Origin of the sequence: Persicitalea sp., from assembly GCF_041751555.1 — a bacterium.
Lineage (GTDB): Bacteria > Bacteroidota > Bacteroidia > Cytophagales > Spirosomataceae > Persicitalea.
Genome location: NZ_JBGSXF010000403.1, coordinates 1 through 15,562 on the forward strand (window position 1 = coordinate 1; position 15,562 = coordinate 15,562).

The 15,562-nt window shown below is 52.5% G+C and carries 9 protein-coding genes and 1 pseudogene; 8 read left to right on the plus strand and 2 right to left on the minus strand.

From position 1 onward, the window contains the following. Window positions 1–1,312: pseudogene (locus ACEW8P_RS14140) on the minus strand (hypothetical protein); the annotation flags it as partial. Window positions 1,313–1,502: 190 nt separating this feature from the next. Between ACEW8P_RS14140 and ACEW8P_RS14145 the strand changes: the two are divergent. The 5 genes from ACEW8P_RS14145 (at window position 1,503) to ACEW8P_RS14165 (ending at window position 7,473) form a co-directional block, all read left to right on the plus strand. After that, on the plus strand, window positions 1,503–4,490 hold the full coding sequence (locus tag ACEW8P_RS14145) for a glycoside hydrolase family 3 N-terminal domain-containing protein (RefSeq protein ID WP_373513726.1): 2,988 nt from the start codon (window positions 1,503–1,505) through the stop codon (window positions 4,488–4,490). Window positions 4,491–4,584: 94 nt separating this feature from the next. Then, the gene (locus tag ACEW8P_RS14150; RefSeq protein WP_373513727.1) at window positions 4,585–4,839 is read left to right on the plus strand and encodes a UPF0175 family protein; all 255 of its coding nucleotides are present in this window, start codon (window positions 4,585–4,587) and stop codon (window positions 4,837–4,839) included. Beyond that, window positions 4,839–5,318, plus strand: coding sequence for a DUF3368 domain-containing protein (locus ACEW8P_RS14155; protein WP_373513728.1), 480 nt, complete (start codon window positions 4,839–4,841; stop codon window positions 5,316–5,318). Before ACEW8P_RS14150 ends, ACEW8P_RS14155 begins: the two co-directional genes overlap by 1 nt. Window positions 5,319–5,578: 260 nt before the next feature. Further along, window positions 5,579–6,076, plus strand: a complete 498-nt coding sequence (locus ACEW8P_RS14160; protein WP_373513729.1) for a C40 family peptidase — start codon at window positions 5,579–5,581, stop codon at window positions 6,074–6,076. A gap of 248 nt (window positions 6,077–6,324) precedes the next feature. Further along, window positions 6,325–7,473, plus strand: coding sequence for an alpha/beta hydrolase family protein (locus ACEW8P_RS14165; RefSeq protein WP_373513730.1), 1,149 nt, complete (start codon window positions 6,325–6,327; stop codon window positions 7,471–7,473). Between the two features lie 13 nt (window positions 7,474–7,486). Here the strand turns inward: ACEW8P_RS14165 and ACEW8P_RS14170 are convergent, their stop codons facing one another. Further along, on the minus strand, window positions 7,487–7,939 hold the full coding sequence (locus ACEW8P_RS14170; RefSeq protein WP_373513731.1) for a hypothetical protein: 453 nt from the start codon (window positions 7,937–7,939) through the stop codon (window positions 7,487–7,489). A gap of 58 nt (window positions 7,940–7,997) precedes the next feature. Between ACEW8P_RS14170 and ACEW8P_RS14175 the strand changes: the two genes are divergently transcribed. From ACEW8P_RS14175 to ACEW8P_RS14185, 3 genes are all read left to right on the plus strand, one after another. Continuing rightward, window positions 7,998–10,523, plus strand: coding sequence for a glycosyl hydrolase (locus ACEW8P_RS14175; protein ID WP_373513732.1), 2,526 nt, complete (start codon window positions 7,998–8,000; stop codon window positions 10,521–10,523). A gap of 32 nt (window positions 10,524–10,555) precedes the next feature. Continuing rightward, entirely contained in the window at window positions 10,556–12,565 is a 2,010-nt protein-coding gene (locus tag ACEW8P_RS14180; protein WP_373513733.1) for a heavy metal translocating P-type ATPase, read from the plus strand. Between the two features lie 184 nt (window positions 12,566–12,749). After that, on the plus strand, window positions 12,750–15,401 hold the full coding sequence (locus ACEW8P_RS14185; RefSeq protein ID WP_373513734.1) for a c-type cytochrome: 2,652 nt from the start codon (window positions 12,750–12,752) through the stop codon (window positions 15,399–15,401). Window positions 15,402–15,562 lie beyond the last annotated feature (161 nt).

Consider the following 15,562-nt stretch of genomic DNA (forward strand, 5'->3'; position numbering starts at 1 on the left):
TGTTTGCAAGGTAGTTTGAAGCCACTCCGGGCAGCTGGACTTCCGTCTGTGAACTACCCAGTACCAGCGTCCGCTCCGCATCAGCAGGGATTTTCGCCCCCAGGCCCAGCGCCAGGCTCTCGTGTTCGTTGAAGTGCAGGAAGGGCTGGTTTTTCAGCCGCAGCGAGTTGTCGTAGGCTATAAAGTTCATGTTGCCGCGCAGTGTGAGGCGCTGGTTGGGGTAGGCCGTACCAATTCCTACCTTCACATTGACTGTGTCGCCAAGTACCAGGCCGTCGTTGACGGCGACTTTGGCTTTATAACCTAGGGCTGTGGCTCGTTGAAGGAAGTTTTGATTGGAACCTATAGCATCTGAACCGTGACCAAAAAAAGAATTATCGCTTCCGGTAAAATTCACCAATCCAGCATCTTTCCCTACACAGGTATTGCTGCTGCCACTGCTGTTTAATTTTCCTGCATCATGGCCCAAGCAGGTATTGTGATCCCCCGTAGTGTTTCTGTCACCAGCCCCATCAGTTATAAATGTGTTGTGATGTCCGGTGGTGTTGCTTCTACCAACTTGATCACCTATGAAACTGTTAAAGTATCCACTCGTATTTTTGCCGCCTGATTCAGTACCTGTAAATGTGTTTCCATACCCAGTGGTGTTTAGATATCCTGTATGATAGCCAATGAAGGTGTTTCCTCCTCCTCGATTGCTATATCCAGCCCCGTTTCCTAAAAAAGAATTATAATTTCCTGTACTATTATACCCTGCTTGGTAGCCCATAAATGCATTATAGCCTCCGCCGATATTGCCGAATCCAGCCTGATAACCTACAAATGAGTTTTCGGTTCCTATGGTGTTACTGAATCCAGCACTTCGACCCATAAATGTGTTATTGCTCGCGGTAGTGTTGGACTGTCCGGCATCCGTTCCTACAAACGTGTTGTCATGGCCCGTTGTGTTATAATAACCAGCCGCCGAACCTATGAAAGAATTTAACCCACCAGTGGTGTTGCTATACCCGGTTTTTTGGCCAAGGAATGTGTTAAAGCCACCGGTCGTATTGTAGCGTCCTGAAAGGTTACCCGTAAAGACATTGTTGTCGCCGGAGGTGATGTCTTTGCCCGAATCAAAACCAACGAACACGTTAAAATTAGCAGCATCAGCGTTCGAATAGAAGTTGCCCGGCCCGGCCACCACGTTTCCGACCCCAGTTCCTCCGCCGGGCAGTGGGGTCGAGGAGGTAAGTACAGTATTCTGCTGCCCGATAGAAGGCTGAGTCAACAACAAGATTATTGACAGGGGAAATATCGTGATATTTTTCATAAAAAGCAGGTTTTGTAAGTGAAAGTGTATGTTGTATAATTAGTTGCGTGCAAGAAGGATACTTTAAAGATAAAAAATATTTAGCTGTAAGCCAGATATTTTGAGTAAGCGGTAGCTTGGTTCGAGAAATTGCAATCCTGCCACTTATTTCCAAACTTTGACCCCAAATAACCTTTTGTACTTTGCTCACATGAAGAAATCCCTACTGCTCCTGCTGTTTTCCGTCCTTTTTATCCACCCGAAAACTACCCACGCCCAAACCAAACCCGAATTCCTGCGCCTGAACGCCACGCAGCAGAGCTGGGTCGATTCAGTATTCAAGAGCCTGACCCCCGACGAGCGCATCGCGCAGCTCATCATGGTGGCAGCCACCTCCGATGTCGAGCGGTCACTCATCGGTACCGAACGGAGCAACCCGGATTACGTCAAGAAGTTGATTCGGGAGAACAAAGTCGGCGGGGTGGTTTTCTTCCAGGGCGGGCCGGTGCCACAGGCGCGGCTGACCAACGAGTTCCAGTCGCTTTCGAAAGTACCCCTGCTGGTAGCGATGGACGCCGAATGGGGCCTTGCCATGCGCATCGACAGCACCGTGCGCTATCCCTACCAGATGACGCTGGGCGCGATGCAGGGCCACGACGATTTGATTTTCGATATGGGAGCGCAACTGGCGCGGCAGATGCGCCGGCTAGGCGTCCACATCAACTTCGCCCCCGTGGCCGATGTCAACAACAATCCCGACAACCCGGTCATCAACTTTCGGTCGTTCGGCGAGAATAAGTACCGCGTGGCCGAAAAGGCCCTGGCTTACATGAAGGGGATGCAATACAACGGCTTACTGACCAGCGCCAAGCATTTCCCCGGCCACGGCGACACGGGCACCGACTCGCATTACAGTTTGCCGTTGATTCCCAAAGGGCGTGCCCAACTCGACTCATTGGAACTCTACCCGTTCAAGGTACTTATCGACAATGGTTTAGCGGGAACGATGATTGCCCACCTGAGCATTCCGGCCCTGGACGCTACGCCCAATCTACCCTCTACCCTATCCAAGCCCATTGTCACCCGGCTGTTGCAGGATGAATTGGGTTTCAAAGGTTTGATCTACTCCGACGCCATGAACATGAAAGGCGTGACCAAGTACTTCTCCGACGGCAAGGCCGACGCGATGGGCCTGGAAGCAGGGATGGATCTGCTGGAATTCACCGAGGACGTGCCCAAGGCCATCACCGAAATCAAAAAAGCCATCGCGGAAGGTACTTTGACCCAAGCTGACATCAACGCCCGCTGCTACAAGGTACTTCAGGCCAAAGCCTGGGCCGGTCTGGATAACTTTCAGCCGATTAAGCAGGAAAATCTCTACGAAGACCTCAACCCCGCCGCCGCCGACCTGACCAACCGTCTGCTCACCGAGAAAGCCCTGACAGTATTGAAAAACGATGGCAACTTGCTGCCTCTGCGCCGCCTGGACAGCCTGAAAATCGCTGCCATTTCGCTGGGGGCTGATTCGACAACGACCTTTCAAAGTACCCTGAACTTGTACACCAATATTGACTCGTACAGCCTACCCCGAAACCTTACCGCCGAACAACTGGCCGCGCTGGACGCCAAGATGAGCGAATACGACCTGCTGCTGGTGGGCGTGCATCAGTACAGCATTTCGCCCCGAGCCAACTTCGGGATGACGGGCGAAATGACGGTCGCGCTGGACAAACTACTTGCCACAGGAAAGGCAGCCATAACGCTTTTTGGCAATCCTTATGTGCTGGATAAGCTCGACAACATCCAGCGGGCGAAGGCGATCGTGATGGCCTACCAACTCACGCCCTACACCGAGGACCTTTCGGCGCAATTGATATTTGGGGCTATTCCCGCCGAGGGCCGATTACCCGTAACTGTCAACTCATCGTTTTCTTACGGCGCAGGAATAACTACCCCCGATTTGAAACGATTGAAGTACACCATTCCCGAAGAAGTGGGCCTGGACTCCAAATGGATAACGTACAAAATCGACTCCATAGCCAACTACGCCATCGCCCAGCAGGCTACCCCCGGCTGCGTGGTGCAACTCGCCAAAGACGGTAAAGTGTTTTTCCGCAAAGCCTATGGCCAGCACACCTACGAAAGCGACAAGAAAGTTGAGCTTAACGACCTCTACGACTTCGCTTCCGTCACGAAGGTGACGGCCTCTACTCTAGCCCTGCTGAGCCTGTACGACCAGAAGAAGTTCGACCTCGACGCCACAATGAAGGACTACCTACCCTTTCTCGCCAAATCCAACAAGGCCGACCTGCCCTGGCGCAAAGTACTCACCCACAGTGCCAGACTTAAATCCTGGATTCAATTCTGGCGCGAAGCCCAGAAACCCGACGGTAGCTGGAAGAAAAAAACGTTCAGCACCACCAAGTCCGCGAACTACCCGACTTCCGTCGTGGGCGACAGTCTCTTTATCCGTAAAAACTTCCGCACCGTCATCGAGAAATCCATCAAAGACTCGCCGCTCAATCCCGAAGAGGGCTACGTGTACAGCGACCTGTCGTTTATTCTCTACCCTACCGTCGTCAAGAACATCACGGGCGTGGATTTTGAGGATTATCTTAAAGGGAATTTCTACCAACCAATCGGAGCCAATTCACTCACTTTCAACCCCAAGCGTTTCTACAAGCTGGACCAAATAGTCCCCTCCGAGCGCGACACCTTCTTCCGCATGACGCAACTGCACGGCCAGGTCCACGATGAGGGCGCGGCGATGCTGGGCGGCCTCAGCGGCCATGCCGGACTGTTCGGTAACGCCAACGATTTGATGAAAATCATGCAGATGTACCTGCAAAACGGCTACTACGGCGGCAAGCAGTACATCAGCCGTGATGCCATGTTCGAGTTCACGCGCTACCAGTACCCTGAACTGGGCAGTCGCCGGGGCATCGCCTTCGACAAGCCCAGCTTCCAGTACACGGGCAACGCGCCGCGCTACGCCAGTCCGGCCAGCTTCGGTCACACGGGTTACACGGGCATTATGGTTTGGATGGACCCAACCTACAACCTGGATTTCGTCTTCCTCTCCAACCGCGTCTATCCCACGCGGGAGAATACGAAGCTCTACACGCTGAATATCAGAACGTCGATTATGGATGCGGTGTACGAGGGGTTGGGGATGAAGCAGCGGGCGGTGGTGCCGTGAGGGGATAATCTCTTGCAGAATAATTGCTAATTTTGGAGAGCGAACCTGATAAGAACTCAGAAAAGTTCTATCCTAATATAAATCAACGCAACTTATGGATCTGCTGATAAAGGAAGAAACCCTTAAAAGGGCCGAAATGACTGCTGAGGAACTGGTGATTGAGATCGCGGTTCACCTGTACGATACAGAACGCCTTTCGATGGGTCAGGCCCGGAACCTTGCCCAATTGGATCAGTTGTCATTTCAAAAAGAATTGGCTAAGCGAAATGTTTTTATCAAGTATGAGGTGGAGGATCTTCAAATCGACTTGGAGAATCTTAAAGAATTTAACAAAAGGAAGTCCTCCTAATGGTTATCGTCAGCGATACTTCCATTATCACAAATCTTATTCAGTTAGATCAGTTGTCGCTTCTGGAAAAGCTCTACGGGGAGGTGGTGATTCCAAAAAGGGTTTTGATTGAGTTGGCTAAAATACCGGAACAAGCAGAAATAATTGAGAATACTCAGTGGCTATCCATACAATCAACCTCTGATCAAGCGACTTACGATCAATTGAAAAAACAACTCGACGAAGGAGAATCAGAAGCCATTGCACTTGCCCTTGAGTTGAAGGCAGATTTATTACTTCTAGACGAGCGGAGAGGACGTAGCGTCGCCAGGCAGCACGGCATTTTGATTTCAGGTTTACTGGGCGTCATAATTGAAGCTAAATCAAAAGGCTACTTAAACAAGGTGAAACCTTTGCTGGACAAACTCAATTTGGACATCGGCTTTTGGATTAGTCCGAAACTGTATCAAGATGTCCTTCAAGTAGTCAATGAATTGTAGCTGAGCCGTTTTAATTCCTCTATAAACGGTTGTATCCCGCGCGGGAGAAAACGAAACTCTACACGCTGAATATCAGGACGTCGATTATGGATGCAGTGTACGAAGGGTAATGACGGGGGAAGACGGCGATCAATGTCCATTGGGCCCGACTGTTAATAGCAAGCGAAATGATACAAATGCTTTGCACCCCGTAGGGGCCGAATCCTACGGGATGTTGGCGATCAATTACCAACCCATAAAGACCCATCACTACCATAACCATGAAGTTTATTCTTCTCATTATATTACTACTATTCTTCTCCGCCTGCCGTCAGGAATCAACTACTTCCGACGCGCAGCCTCCGGCCCGATTTGAACAAGAAACCACCCTCGCCCAGGAGATCGTAAAATACGCCCAAACCCTGCGGGATATTCCTTACAAATACGCCACGAGCGACCCGGAAGTTGGGTTCGATTGTTCGGGCTTTGTTAACCACGTGTACGGGCAATTCGGGGTTGAAGTGCCGCGCAGTTCGGTCAATTTCAAGGAAGCAGGCCCTACCGTCCTGCTGGCTGAGGCCGAGCCGGGCGACATCGTGCTTTTCACGGGCACCAATCCCGACAACCGCCGAATCGGGCACTTGGGCATCGTCGTCAAGAACGACGAAGACGGCATAAACTTCATCCATTCCACTTCGGGCAAGCAGTATTCCGTGGTTCTAACCCCACTTTTGGGCCACTACGAAAGGAGATTCGTGAAGGTGATCCGGGTACTTTGACCAGTCTCATTCTTTACCCCCACACCAATGACCAACCAAATCTGATGCGACTTGGCTCAATGACCTGTTCAAAGAATCGCTGCAAGAAGCCTGGAACGAAAACTTGCCCTGATTTCTCGTCTGGTTTTGCCGGTTGACTCTTGCCCGGAAGTGGGTTGGTGTGAGTATCCGATCGGCCCTTTCTTCTTTTACTCCGGGATGACACAACCGTCTATCCTGAATTAAAACATCGCCTAACCTTGTAACCTATGAAACGCATTATTGCGCTGGTCACGCTGGCTGTTCTATTATTGAACACCCGTACTTTTGCCCAGGCTGAACTATGTCAAGGCGCCTATTTTACCGAAGAACAAGGCGCGGCTTTTCTAGAAGGACGTGTTCCTGCTTCCCGTGCTGAATGGGAAAAGCGGGCGGCCCAGATCCGGGCCAATATGCTGGAAGGGATGGATCTGTTGCCCTTGCCCCCCAAGCCTGGTTCGCCACCAATCATCCACAGCCGCCGGGAAATGAATGGCTACACGGTCGAGAATGTGGCCTTCGAAAGTATGCCCGGTATCTTCGTGACGGGCAATCTTTACCGCCCTACCCAAAAGCTAACTTCGTACGCAGCGGTACTCTGCCCGCACGGCCACGGCACTGACCCGCGCTTTACTGATCCGGCCCAGATTCGCTCCGCGATGATGGCCCGGATGGGAGCCATTGTGCTGACGGTGGACATGATCGGCTACGGGGATTCCAAACAGAGCGAACACAAAATCCCCAAAGCCCTTAAACTCCAAACGATAAACGGCATGCGTGCCCTCGACTACCTGCTATCACTGCCTGGGGTGGACCCAGAGCGAGTCGGCGTGACCGGCGAATCCGGCGGCGGCACACAAACCTTCATCCTGGCGGCCCTCGATGAGCGCGTGAAGGTATCGGTTCCCTGCGTCATGGTGTCGGCGCATTTTTTTGGCGGCTGCGTCTGCGAGAGCGGGATGCCAATCCACAAGAAAGGCGATTTCCAAACCAACAACGTCGAAATCGCCGCCCTGGCCGCACCGCGCCCGATGCTGCTCATTTCCGATGGCGGCGACTGGACCGCCAACGTCCCCAACGTAGAGTTTCCACACATTCAAAAAATATACGCCCTGTACGACCAGAAAAATAAAGTGGAGAATGCCCATTTCGCCGACGAAAAGCACGATTACGGCCCATCGAAGCGCAAAGCCATGTACCCTTTCATGGCCCGGTACCTCAAACTGGACCTTGGTCAGATTACCGACGCCTCAGGAGCGATTGACGAAAATCTGGTAAAAGTACTGCCCCGCGCCGACCTGGAAGTGTTTACGGCCGCACATCCACGTCCCGATCGGGCGATAGTGGGCGGCGAGGCGGTTATGGGCCTTTTGAAGTAGTGCGCCCCATCGCTTACTGCTGAATCCGGGCCAGTTGGGTATTTATACCGATCGTTTTTAGTTTGTTATGTATTTCCTGCTGCTGGGTTACGTCCATGTGCCAGTCCCGGCTTATTACGTCGTAGCCTTCGGGCGTAAACAGGGTTTTCTCAAAATGGATAATGGCCCACCGCTTGTCGGAACTCAGGTGCAGGATTTCCCACTTGCTCTTCACCAAACTTAGAAGCCCTTTGCCTCGCCAGACAAATGAGGTATTAGTCGCGTCCGTGGGCGTATCAAAGCCGACAATGCTTTTCTGTTTGCCATTTTTTGTAAAAACTACCTCGTCGTGCAACCCCGTGACTGCACCACGCTTGCCATAGCGGTAGTTGAAGGTGGGATTGAGCTTATCCCCTTTCAGCCACATCGGAAAGTCTGAATAATGGATGTACCATTTGCCTTCAAGATCGGTTAGTTGTACACGCATTGCTCCTTTTGTTTGTTCCACTATCGTTGATTTGGGGAATTTATCCTACTCCCATCTTATGAAAAGACTGCTTTTATTTATTCTATTGATTTGCGGGCCGGTGCAGGCCCAGAATTTCTCTACTGCCAAACCCTGGACGTATTGGTGGTGGATGGGAAGTGCCGCCAACGAACGCGACATCACAGCTCAATTGGAAGGGTTTCAGAAAGCGGGGTTGGGAGGCGTCCACATCATTCCCATCTACGGCGTAAAAGGCTTCGAAAGTGAAATTCTGCCTTTCCTTTCCAAAGACTGGCTCACTATGATGCAGTTCACCGTGCGCGAGGGCAAGCGACTGGGCTTAGGCGTGGACCTGACTACCGGGACGGGCTGGCCGTTTGGCGGCCCCACCGTAACGCCGGACATCGCCGCCCGTGCCATGTCGGTCAACGACGGTAAAATTGAGGTGAAACCCACGGGGCAGAAGGTAAAACGAGCGGCACCAGGGGGCGAAGGCCTTGTACTCGACCCGTTTCATCCTACGGCCATGAAAAACTACCTGACCTGGTTCGATTCCACGTTGCTCAAATCCGGCGAGCGGCCCAGGGCCATGTACAACGATTCGTATGAGGTGTACGGGGCTAACTGGACCATTGATTTTCAGCAGGAATTCCGCAAGCGTCGCGGGTACGATCTTGGTAGCCAGCTTAGTTTGCTCACCGATACCACTTCGGCTCTTCCCCCTCGCCTAGTGCGAATCGACTACCAACAAACTATTGCCGAACTGCTCCTGGAACGGTACGCAAAACCCTGGACGCAGTGGAGTACCCAAAATGGCTTCCTGACCCGATATCAAGCGCACGGATCGCCGGGCAATCTGCTGGACCTGTACGATGCGGCCGCTATTCCCGAAACGGAATCTTTCGGCACCAGTCGTTTCTCTATCCCCGGCCTTCGCATCGACCCTGATTATTCCATTGATCAATTCGGCACGCCTAATCCACTAGCAATGAAGTTTGCGTCGTCGGCAGCTCACTTCTCGGGCAAGCCACTCGTCAGTTCCGAAACGGGAACCTGGCTGGCCAATCATTTCAAGGTTGCGCTGTCGCAGGTCAAGCCGCAAATCGACGAGCTTTTCACGGCTGGCATTAACCATATTTTTTACCACGGTACTACTTACTCGCCGCCTTCGGAAGCTTATCCCGGCTGGTTGTTTTACGCGTCGACCCACTTTGGGCCCACATCCCATTTTGCCGGACAATTTCCGCTGTTGAACCGGTACGTGGAGAATTGCCAGAAATTATTGCAAAGCAGCAAACCTGATAACGAAGTGCTGGTCTATTTCCCGATCCACGATCTGTGGGCTACGCCAGCCGTCTCGGGAGGTGGCGTGCACCTGCTGGAAGTTCACCACGTGGACCGCTGGCTGCTGAAACTACCCTTCGGACAGCTTGGCGAAAAACTCTGGCAAAGCGGCTTCTCGTTCGATTACGCGTCGGACCAGCAACTGACCCGGCTCAAAGTAGAAAAAGACGGCCGTATAAATTCGGGGCACAGTATCTACAAAACGATCTTTATTCCGGCCAGTACTTTTATGGCTGAATCGACCCTGGTAGAATTGCAACGACTGGCCGACGCGGGGGCCAGAATCATTTTTGAAGATCATACTCCATCACAGGTGACGGGATTTGAAGGCAACGTTCGACGGAAGCAGAATTTTGTCAAATCGGTAGCTCGACTCGTTGGGCGGAAGTCGGTTTCTGTTGCAAAAAACTGGCAAGTAGCACTTGTCGATGCGGGGGTAGTTCAAGAAAAAATGGCCGAAAAAGGGTTGACCTTTATCCGTAAAACGTACGAAGGCAAACCCTTATACTTCGTCGCCAATGTCAGCGCTACCTATCGACAGGGCTGGCTCACGCTGGGTAAGGGTAAGGGTACTTACTACACGCGTTACGATCCGTTGACGGGCGAAGAAATAGCAATACCCGTACGTCAGCGCGGAAATACTTCCGAGCAGTTTTTATCTTTAATTCCCGGCCAGTCCTGTTTCCTGAAAGCGACGGCCACTAAACCCACTGCCCCGGCCGATGAATCGCCAGCGAAGGCTTTGCCGATCGACGGTATCTGGACGGTGACCTTTCTGAAAGGCAAGCCTGCCCTACCCGACCGGGTTTCGGTGTCATCGTTGAAATCCTGGACTACCTTTGCTGATTCAGCAGACTATTTTTCGGGTACCGCATTATACACTCTGTCGTTTGAAATACCCGAAAATATCTCTGACCAAAATGATCTGGTACTTGATCTGGGTGATGTCAGGGAATCTGCATCAGTCAGGCTAAATGGGCAATCCATCGGCACGGTCTGGAGCATTCCTTTCCAAATAAAACTACCCCTTGGGCTCTTGCAAAGGGGAAGTAATTCGCTGGAAATTGAGGTCAACAACCTATCGGCCAACTACATGCGGCTTCGGGATGGTCAGGCCCCGGACTGGAAGAAATTCTACGACACCAATATGGTCGATATCACATACACCAAATTTGACGCCTCCCATTGGGAGCCCATGCCCTCCGGGCTGTTGGGTCCGGTGCGAATTTTGTATCGGTAAAAACCATCTGCTTACCAACAAACACCCAACCGATGGCCCACGACCACGATCATTCCCACGACGATATAGAAATACTAGAGCAAGGCGACACGCCAGTTGCCGCAGCCCTCACCCACGAAAAAAGATCTCGGCAACCCTGGCGCGTTTACCTCCCGGCTATCACTAGCTTGGTGCTGTTGCTGTTGGGCCTCGCGCTGGATCAGTTCGATGCGGCCTGGTTCGTCGATCCGTGGCGGTTCCTGCTGTACGTCGTAGCTTACTTGCCCGTGGGCTGGCCCGTTCTGCGACGGGCCTGGAGTAGGATTCTGCACAAAGATGTTTTCACCGAATTTTTCCTAATGGGCGTAGCGACGCTGGGAGCCTTTGCCATCCGTGAGTACCCTGAGGGCGTAGCCGTCATGCTTTTTTATACGATTGGCGAGTTATTTCAGGAATCCGCAGTGTTGCGGGCGCGGCGTTCGATAAAAGCCCTGCTCGACGTCCGGCCCGACGAGGTGACCGTCGTGCGGGATGGTAAGTATCAGACTATCAAAGCTGCCGACGTAAAAGTGGGCGAAACGGTGCAAGTCAAGCTGGGCGAGAAAGTAGGACTCGACGGCATCATGCTTTATGACAGCGGCTCATTTGACACAGCGGCGCTGACGGGCGAGAGCGTCCCGCGCACTATCAAACGCGGAGAGGCTGTGCTTGCCGGGATGATCAACCGCCAGTCGCTGGTGGAGATGAAAGTCACCACGCCTTTTCAGGATTCAAAGCTGTCGCGGATTCTTAAATTGGTGCAACAGGCTAGCGGTCGCAAAGCTCAGACGCAGGAATTCATCGCCCGTTTTGCCAAAATTTATACGCCCATCATCTGCGCTCTGGCCGTGTTAATCACGTTGCTTCCCTACTTTTTTGTGGGTGACTACATTTTCAGCGAATGGTTGTACCGGGGGTTAGTGTTCCTGGTGATCGGCTGCCCGTGCGCCCTGGTGATTTCGATTCCCCTGGGATACTTCGGGGGCATTGGGGCGGCTTCTCGGCACGGTATTCTGGTGAAGGGTTCTGTTTTTTTGGATTTGTTGACCCAGCTCAAAACCGTGGTCATGGACAAAACGGGTACGCTGACGAAGGGTGTCTTTGCGGTTCAAGAAGTAAAGGCTATAGGCATCGAGCGCCACCAACTCGCCCAATTGACCGCTGCTTTGGAAACCAAATCGACGCACCCGATTGCCACCGCCATTCTCGAATATGCAGGGCGGGGCGACGAGGTTTGGGAAGAGAAGAAAGAAAAAGTTTACGAATCGTATTCAGTCGAAGATGTAGAAGAAATCCCCGGCCACGGACTGAAAGGAACCGTGGAAGGCCGGGAAATACTGGCGGGAAACGCCAAACTACTTCGCAAATTCGGCGTTGCGTTCGATGAGGCTTTGACCAAAATCCCCTACACGATCGTGATGACCGCGCTGGACGGTAAATTTTCCGGGTACTTCACTATTGCCGACGAAGTCAAATCGGACGCGGCGGAAGTTATCAAAAACCTGAAAGGCATGGGCATCCGCACGGTCATGCTCTCGGGCGACAAATCGGCGGTAGTCGAGGAGGTAGGCCGCGCTGTGGGCGTGGACGAGTGGCACGGCGACCTGCTGCCGGAAGATAAGGTGGCGCAGGTCGAGCGGCTGCAAAAGGCTATGGCCGACAACCCAAAGGCGAAGCTGGCCTTTGTTGGTGACGGCGTCAACGACGCCCCGGTGGTGGCCCTGGCCGACGTGGGCATGGCGATGGGTGGCCTGGGTTCCGACGCCACCATCGAGACCGCCGACGTGATTATCCAAAACGACGAACCCGCCAAAATCGCCACAGCCATCGCCATTGGCCGCGCCACGCGTCGAATCGTCTGGCAAAACATCGCCCTGGCGATGGGCGTAAAAGCCATCGTGCTGATTCTAGGCGCGGGTGGTGTAGCGACGATGTGGGAAGCTGTTTTTGCCGATGTGGGCGTGGCGCTGCTGGCGATTTTGAACGCGGTTAGGGTACAGAATTTGAAGTTCGCTCAACGCTGAAAGCCTTTTAAACGCTGATAGAATCAAATAGGCTTCTTGGTGCAGGCAAAGGGAATTGGTAGCGAAATTTTCATCGTAAATATAAGCGGTAGTTTTGCCTTTTATTTACTTTTGAAGTAAGAAAACGGCAATTGCCTTCTATTCCGCTGCTTTCTCTCTCACTACATATTTATTTCCATCACTCATGCCAAAGGTCTTACTAAGTCTAAGTATTTTCCTCGCTTTTCTTTTCCTGTACTGGAATAGTTCAGAGCCGACACCCGCTCCTACCACCAATACTTACGCACAAATCCCTCTCTCCGACTCCCTGCCCAACGCCGAAAAATGGCCCGCTGAACTGGAAGTCACGCACTTCTCAGGCTCGGACCTCACACCAAGCCCGGCCTGCCTGGCCGTTGCGGCCACGGGCGAGGTCTATGTGGGGGTGGACATGATGGGCTCTTTGGGGAAAGAACCCGGTAAAGGAAGTATCGTAAAATTGGTGGACGCCGACAACGACGGCCAAATGGACAGCCACACTACCTTCGCTATGGTGGATAATCCGCGCGGGATCATCGCCAGGGGCAACGAGGTGTTCGTACTTCACACCGTTTTTGGGAAGGAAAGTGGCATTGCCGAGGGAATGGATTTGGTAGTTTTTGAGGATAAAAACCAGGATGGCGTAGCGGATGGGCCATCTAAACCTTTGATCCAACACATTAGCTCGCCTAAATTTCTGCAAAGCCGCGGAACCGACCACGCGACCAATGGCATCCGCATGGGCATCGACGGCTGGATTTACATCGCCGTGGGCGACTTTGGCTTTGTCAACGCCGAGGATCGCTCGGGCACGAAGCTTACGCAATTGGGCGGTGGCATCTTGCGCGTCCGGCCCGATGGCACCGAAATGGAGGTCTATACCCACGGTTTGCGGAATATTTATGACGTAGCCATCGATCCCTACATGGACATCTTTACGCGCGGCAACACCAATGACGGCGGCGGCTGGAACGTCCGCTTCATTCACCAGATTCAGTCAGGCGAATACGGGTATCCGGTACTTTTCAAGCACTTTACCGAAGAAATTCTGCCCGCTCTGGTGGACGTGGGCGGCGGTTCAGGAACGGGTTCGCTGTTCATAGACGATCCCACCTGGCCCGCGAAATACAACCACGTACCGATGATGGCCGACTGGGGCCGCAGCCAACTTTACATCCACCGCATAAAACCCGACGGGCCTTCCTACACCCAGCAGGAAGAGGAATTCATCAAGCTGTCGCAGATTTCCGATGTGGACATGGATGCCTCGGGGCGGATGTACCTGGCGGCCTGGGATCGGGCCGGCTATAAGGGAAATCCAGACAAAGGATTCGTCGTGCGGGCCGTGCCCAAGAACTGGACGTACAAAGCTTTCCCCAACGTCGCGGCCCTGTCGGTAGAAAAACTGGCCGACTTGCTAAAATCGGAAAGCGGCATCGCTCGGTTAGCGGCGCAACAGGAGATGCTCACCCGCTCCACCAATCAAACTACCACTGCCGCCTGGAAAATAGCGGCAGATAAAAATCTTCCTGACTACGTCCGGGTGGCCGGAATGTACACTTACGCGCAGGCAGCCGGAGCCGACGGAATCAGTAATTTGGTAAAACTTGCCGCCGAACCTACCATGCAAGAGTACGCACTTCGCGCCCTGGCCGACCGCAAGCCTTTCATCGAGAAAGTACCTCTGGAACCGTTTACCAAGGCCATGAACGATGCTTCTCCCCGCATTCGCGCGGCGGCTATCGTAGGCGTAGGACGGCTGGAACGCAAAGAGGCAGCATCAGCATTGCTGTCGGTGAAAGTACCCGCATCATTCGTCGCTCCCGTGGGTGATGCCGAAGGTCCCCATGCCACGCCCAACTCGGCTATCATCCTGCCGCATTTAGCGGTCAGGGCATTGGTAAAACTGAATGCTGTGGAAGCTTCCGTGAAGGCAATCGAATCGGAGAACTCTACACTGGCTCTATGGGCTTTGCGCTACATGCACGATCCAAAAGCAGTAAATGGATTAATGACTGCCTATCAGAAAACAACGGACGAGGCTCAAAAAAACATGATTCTGGGTACTTTGGCCCGGCTTTACCAAAAAGAAGCCCCCTATGACGGCTCTTGGTGGTGGAGTACTCGCCCCGACACCCACGGGCCGTATTATAAAACTTCAACCTGGGAATCGTCGCCCGCGATTAAGGAGTTTTTGGTAGGTGAATGGAAAAAATCGACTGACAAAAAACTCTATACTACTTTAAATGATAAGCTGCGCTTGGGAATCGCTGAATTTGGCACCAACGAGGTAGTTGCTGCTAAGGAAGAAGTGAAGATCGATTTTGACAAAATAAAAAACAAAAAGGGGCAGATCGGCGAAGCGTCCATCGAGGATGTGATGCTGGCCCTGGATAAGGTCAAGGGTGATCCCACCGTGGGCAAAAAGTTGTTCACAATGCAGGGTTGCGTCGCCTGTCACAGCATCAATAAGGGCGAGACGATGAAAGGCCCTTTCATGGGCCAAATCGGTTCTATTATGACTCGCGAGCAAATCGCCGAGTCTATTTTGAAACCCAACGCCTCCATTTCGCAGGGCTTCTCTACCGTCATGATTACAGCTAAGGGAAACAAGACCTACATGGGTTTTGTGACGGGAGAATCCGCCAATGAACTCACACTGCGCGACATCGCGGGGCAAGTGACTCGCATTAAAGCTTCCGATGTAGTGAAAAGAGAGGAAATGGAAAATTCGATGATGCCCGCCGGGCTGGCGAATGCGCTATCGTACGAAGAGTTTGCATCGCTGATCACCTTTTTGTCGCAGCAGAAGAAGTAGGCTGCCTAACTTCCCGAAAGCTTAGAAGCTGTTTGAGTTATTTTTTAATGATAAAAATGAGTTGTTTTTTGTCAGGACAAGGCACCAAATCCGAAATTTGGCAGAGCCAAATGAGGGTTTGGTAACGCAGGATTGGCAAAAAACGGCCATTTTTGGCTTAA